At 74.1% G+C, this 5,737-nt stretch carries 4 protein-coding genes and 1 pseudogene; 3 read left to right on the forward strand and 2 right to left on the reverse strand.

Going from position 1 to position 5,737, the window contains the following annotated elements; all coding sequences use genetic code 11:
• Positions 1–351: 351 nt before the first annotated feature.
• Entirely contained in the window at positions 352–918 is a 567-nt protein-coding gene (locus tag AC0CYZ_RS10040; protein WP_472214800.1) for a DUF4245 domain-containing protein, read from the reverse strand.
• A gap of 132 nt (positions 919–1,050) precedes the next feature.
• Between AC0CYZ_RS10040 and glpX the strand changes: the two genes are divergently transcribed.
• The 3 genes and pseudogenes from glpX (at position 1,051) to AC0CYZ_RS10055 (ending at position 5,096) form a co-directional block, all read left to right on the forward strand.
• Positions 1,051–2,106, forward strand: coding sequence for a class II fructose-bisphosphatase (gene glpX / locus AC0CYZ_RS10045; protein ID WP_472214802.1), 1,056 nt, complete (start codon positions 1,051–1,053; stop codon positions 2,104–2,106).
• Between the two features lie 62 nt (positions 2,107–2,168).
• Complete coding sequence (locus AC0CYZ_RS10050; protein WP_472214804.1) at positions 2,169–3,605, forward strand: class II fumarate hydratase; 1,437 nt, start codon at positions 2,169–2,171, stop codon at positions 3,603–3,605.
• An 11-nt stretch (positions 3,606–3,616) separates the two neighbouring features.
• Positions 3,617–5,096 (forward strand): annotated as a pseudogene (locus AC0CYZ_RS10055) (ATP-dependent DNA ligase).
• A gap of 32 nt (positions 5,097–5,128) precedes the next feature.
• On the opposite strand, the gene AC0CYZ_RS10060 reads toward AC0CYZ_RS10055, so the two are convergent.
• Positions 5,129–5,737, reverse strand: a 609-nt coding sequence (locus AC0CYZ_RS10060; RefSeq protein ID WP_472214806.1) for an O-methyltransferase, incomplete at its 5' end; no start/stop codon positions are given.

Below are 5,737 nucleotides of genomic sequence, written 5' to 3' on the forward strand. Positions count from 1 at the left end.
CGCTCCCCCGGCTCCGGTGCCCTCCCGCGCGCCACCCCTGCGGCCGACCCGACGGCGGACTGGACCACCGACGACCGGGAACGCGAGCGCGTCGCCCGCACCCGGGGCTGGGGCCCGCCGCCCCGCGACTGACCCCGGGGAGCGGCCTCCACGGGTGAACGGCGCCGTTCTCGCGTCGGACGCCAGGAACGCGCCGTTGCCGCCATGAGGGGACCCGACCTCGCGCACGGGTGAACGGCGCCGTCCTGGCGTCAGATGTCAGGAAGGTGCCGTTGCTGGCAAGCCGGAGCGGGGGCCGGAGCGGGCCGGAGCGAGCCGCGGCGGGCCGACCGCTCAGAACCCCGCCGAGCCTCACCCGCGCGGCACCAGCGGCGAGCCCAACGCCGTCGTGGCCAGCTGGGTGAACCGCGCGGGCGTCGCGTCGCCGGTGAGCACCCAGCGCACCCCGTCCACGTCGGTGACCCACAGCGCCTCGCCGCGCACCCCGCGGTAGGTCGTCCAGGTGCGCCCGCCCACCGCGACCGGGCCCAGTGCCGGCGGCGCGGCCTGCTCCGAGGTGACCAGCGCGTCCTCCGGCGCGTCGGACTGCACGAGCCGCACGAACGCGTTGTCCGGCGTGACCCACCCGAGGCGGAACGCCCGGGTGCCGCCCACCGGGCGCACGTCGGAGGACTGGGGGATCCAGTCGGCCGGCATCATCGGTGCCCGCAGCGCGAAGGGTACCGCCGCGGTCGCGTCCCGCGTGGCCTGCGCGACGTCGATGCGCTGCACCGCGCCGCGGTCCACGGTCGGCGCGGTCGGGGAGAAGGAGCAGGCGCGCGTCAGCCCGGTCAGGGCCAGGACGACCACGGCCAGCACGATCGTCGCGATCGCCAACGGGCCCACCCCGCCACCCGACGCGCCCCGCGGTGCGCTCACGACGCCGTCCGTCCCATGCCTCCATCGTTCCAGTGATCACCGCCCGGCACCCGGCCGGTCGGAGCCGGTTCCCCGATCGCGTCGGTCTGGGAGACTGGCTCCCCAGCCCGCACCTGTACGACAGGAGAGTTCGTGACCTCCTCGCAGTCCTCCTCCGGCCCCCGCCGTCCCGAGGCCCCCGATCGCAACCTCGCGCTCGAACTCGTGCGGGTGACGGAGGCGGCCGCGATGGCCGCGGGGCGGTTCGTCGGGCGCGGCGACAAGAACGGCGGCGACGGCGCGGCCGTCGACGCGATGCGCAAGCTCATCGGCTCGGTGTCGATGCGCGGCACGGTGGTCATCGGCGAAGGCGAGAAGGACGAGGCGCCGATGCTCTACAACGGCGAGGAGGTCGGCAACGGCGACGGCCCGGAGTGCGACGTCGCGGTCGACCCCGTGGACGGCACCACGCTCATGGCCAAGGGCATGCCGAACGCGCTCGCCGTCCTCGCGGTGGCCGAGCGGGGCGCGATGTTCGACCCGTCGGCCGTCTTCTACATGGAGAAGCTCGCGGTCGGCGCCGAGTACGCCGACGTCGTGGACATCGACGCCACCGTCCGCGACAACCTGCGCGCCGTCGCCAAGCGCAAGGGCGTGGGCCTCGCCGACGTCACCGTCGTCGTCCTCGACCGCCCCCGCCACGACGACCTCGTCCAGGAGATCCGCGACGCGGGCGCGCGCATCCGCTTCATCACCGACGGCGACGTCGCCGGCGCCATCGCCGCGGCCCGCCACGAGAGCGACGTCGACATCCTGCTCGGGATCGGCGGGACCCCCGAGGGGATCATCGCGGCGTCGGCGATCGCCTGCCTGGGCGGCTCGTTCCAGGGCCGGCTGTGGCCCAAGGACGCCGAGGAGCGCGAGAAGGCGCTCGCGGCGGGGCACGACCTCCGGCGCGTGCTGCACACCGGCGACCTCGTCAACGGCGAGAACATCTTCTTCTGCGCCACCGGCGTGACCAACGGCGACCTGCTGCGCGGCGTGCAGTACCGCGCGGGCGGCGCGAGCACGCAGTCGCTGGTGATGCGCTCGAAGTCGGGCACGGTCCGGCTCATCGACGGCTACCACCGGCTGGCCAAGCTGCGCGAGTACTCGACGGTGGACTTCGGCACCGAGGAGATCGAGACCGACGAGAGCCCCTGGGTGTAGGTGGCCTCGGCCACCCCCACCCCGACTCGTCGCGCGCCCCGCGGGACGCGAGGATTGCGGCCATGGGCAACGACACAGGGGCGCAGCAGAACACGGGGTACCGGACCGAGCACGACACCATGGGCGAGGTCCAGGTGCCGGCCGACGCCCTCTACGCCGCGCAGACGCAGCGCGCCGTGGAGAACTTCCCCATCTCCGGACGCCCGATCGAGCCGGCGCAGATCCGCGCGCTCGGCCTGGTCAAGGGCGCCGCGGCCCGCGTGAACAAGACCCTCGGGGTGCTCGACGCCGAGATCGCCGACGCGATCGCCGCCGCCGCCGACGAGGTCGCCTCCGGCGCGCACGACGACCAGTTCCCCATCGACGTCTTCCAGACCGGCTCGGGCACGAGCTCGAACATGAACGCCAACGAGGTCATCGCGACGCTGGCCACGCGGGCCCTCGCGTCGTCGGGGTCGGACCAGAAGGTCCACCCGAACGACCACGTCAACGCCTCGCAGAGCTCGAACGACGTCTTCCCGACGACGATCCACCTGGCCGCCACCGAGGCCGTCGTCACCGACACCATCCCCGGGCTGGACCACCTCGGCGCCGTGCTGAACCGCCGGGCCCAGGATTGGCGCCACGTCGTGAAGGCCGGCCGCACCCACCTCATGGACGCGGTGCCGATCACCCTCGGCCAGGAGGCCGGCGGCTGGGCCACCCAGTGCAGCCACGGCACCGAGCGGCTGCGGGCCGCGCTGCCGCGCCTGGGCGAGCTGCCCATCGGCGGCACGGCGGTCGGCACCGGGATCAACACCCCCGAGGGCTTCGGGACCAAGGTCGTCGACGAGCTGCGCCAGGCCCTGGGGATCCCCGAGATCACCGAGGCCCGCGACCACATCGAGGCCCAGGGCGCGCGTGACGGCCTCGTCGAGGTCTCCGGTGCGCTGCGCTCCGTCGCCGTCAGCCTCTACAAGATCGCGAACGACCTGCGCTGGCTCTCGTCGGGTCCCTCGACCGGCCTCGCCGAGATCCACCTGCCCGACCTCCAGCCCGGCAGCTCGATCATGCCCGGCAAGGTCAACCCGGTGATCTGCGAGGCGACGATGATGGTCGCCGCGCAGGTGATCGGGAACGACGCGTGCATCGCGTTCTCCGGTAGCCAGGGCAACCTCGAGCTCAACGTCATGATGCCGGTGATGGCGCGCAACGTCCTCGAGTCGGCCCGCCTGCTCGCCAACGCCGCCCGCCTGCTCGCCGACCGCGTCCTCGAGGGCACCGAGGCCGACGAGGAGGCGTGCCGCCGGTACGCCGAGTCGTCGTCGGCGATCGTCACCCCGCTCAACCGCCTCCTCGGCTACGAGGAGGCGGCGAAGATCGCGAAGAAGGCGATGAAGGAGCGCAAGACGATCCGCGAGGTCATCGAGTCCGACGGCTACGTCTCGGAGGGGAAGCTGACCCAGGAGCAGCTCGACGAGGCGCTCGACGTGCTCGCGATGACGCGCGTCGACGCGTAACCGGACCCGCCGTGCTGCTCGCCGCCGTCGTCGACGCCTCCGCCCAGGTCGCGGCGACCCGTTCGCGCAAGGCCAAGACGGCCGCGCTGGCGACGGTGCTCGCCGCGGCCGGGCCGGAGGAGGTCCGGCCGGTCACGGCGTGGCTCGCCGGCGACATGCTGCAGGGCCGCACCGGCATCGGCTGGCGGACGCTCTCCGCCGTCGCTGACCGTCGGCGACGTCGAGGCCGCGCTCGACCGCCTGGCGGCGCTGGCGGGGTCGGGCACCGGTGTCGGCGCCCGCCGCACCGCGGCGCTGACGGCGTTGCTCGGCGCCGCGACCGCCGACGAGGGCCGCTTCCGCGTGCGCCTGCTCGGCGGTGAGCTGCGCCAGGGCGCGCTCGAGGGGCGGATGATCGCGGCGGTGGCGGCCGCGGCCGGGATTCCCGCGGACGCGGTGCGTCGCGCGTTCATGCTCTCCGGCCGCCTCCCGACGACCGCCGAGGCCGCGCTGACCTCGCCCGACCCGGTGGCGGAGCTCGACGCGATCGGGCTCGAGGTGATGCGCCCGGTCCGCCCGATGCTCGCCTCCCCCGGGGACTCGCTGGAGGCGACGCTCGCCGACCTGGGCACCGAGATCGTGGTCGAGCACAAGCTCGACGGGGCCCGGATCCAGGTGCACCGTCGCGGCGACGAGGTCCGGGTGTGGTCGCGGACGCTGCACGAGATGACCGACTCCGTGCCCGAGATCGTGGCGTTGACGCGGGCGCTGCCGGTCGAGTCCGTCGTCCTCGACGGCGAGACCCTGGCCGTCTCCGAGGACGGCCGCCCGCGCACCTTCCAGGACTCCATGAAGGGCCTGGGCGAGGGCGCGATGCAGCCCTGGTTCTTCGACTGCCTGCACCGCGACGGCCGCGACCTCGTCGACGAGCCGCTCGAGACCCGTCGTCGGGAACTCGCGGAGGTGGTCGGCGACCGGCTCATCCCCGGCGTCGTGCGCCCGACCCCCGCCGAGGCCGCCGACGAGGTCCGGGCCGCCCTGGCCGCCGGTCAGGAGGGGTCGATGGTCAAGGCGCTCGACTCGCTCTACACGGCGGGGCGACGCGGCAGGTCGTGGCAGAAGATCAAGCCGGCGCACACGTTCGACCTGGTCGTGCTGGCCTGCGAGTGGGGCTCCGGGCGGCGGCGCGGGTGGCTGTCGAACATCCACCTCGGGGCGCGGGATCCCGACGGCGGGTTCGTGATGGTCGGCAAGACCTTCAAGGGCATGACCGACGAGACGCTGCGCTGGCAGACCGAGACGTTCCCGCAGTTCGAGACCTCACGGGACGCGCACACCGTGTACCTGCGCCCGGAGATCGTCGTGGAGATCGAGCTCGACGGGGTCCAGACCTCGACCCGCTACCCGGGCGGCGTCGCGCTGCGGTTCGCGCGGGTGGTGCGCTACCGCGACGACAAGCCGGCCTCCGAGGCGGACACGATCGACGCCCTGAGGGGCCTGCGGCCCATGTGAACGGATGTGGTCGTCCTGGCGACGACATCCGTTCACATGCGACAGCTCAGCTCCAGCCCGTCCCCGAGCGGGAGGTGCTGCGAGCGGTAGCCCGGGCCACGGACGTGGGCCAGGTAGTCGACCAGGGCCTCCGGGAGCATCTCGGTGTCGTCGGCGATCACCAGCGCGCCCGGACGCAGCCGCGGCTCGACGACCTCCAGCACCGGGAGGTAGAGCTCGCTCCAGCCGTCGAGCAGCAGCAGGTCGACCGGCCCGGGCAGGCTCGCGAGTGTCTCGCGGGCGTCGCCGACGCGGAGGTCGACGAGGTCGTCGAGCCCGGCGCGGCGCAGGTTCGCCGCCGCGACCGCGGCCTTCGTCGACTCCAGCTCGCTGGTGACGACGGTGCCGCCGCCGGAATCGCGCAGCGCCGCCGCGAGGAACACCGTCGAGACCCCGAACGAGGTGCCGAACTCGACGACGGTGCGCGCGCCGGTCGCCTGGACCAGCGTCGCCAGCAGGTCGCCGACCTCGCGGGGGACGCAGATCCAGGCCTCGCGCAGCTCGGGCGCCAGCGCGGTCTCCGAGATCGGACCGGCGGCGCCGGCGCGCGCGACCAGCGCCGCCAGCTCGGGCTCCTGGGCGTCGGCGGCCCGCAGCATCTC

The sequence above is a fragment of the Actinomycetospora sp. genome, assembly GCF_055612215.1.

Excerpts from the sequence above, each read along its gene's own strand:
- AC0CYZ_RS10050 (WP_472214804.1), top strand. The coding sequence starts at position 2,169 with ATGGGCAACGACACAGGGGCGCAGCAGAACACGGGGTACCGGACCGAG.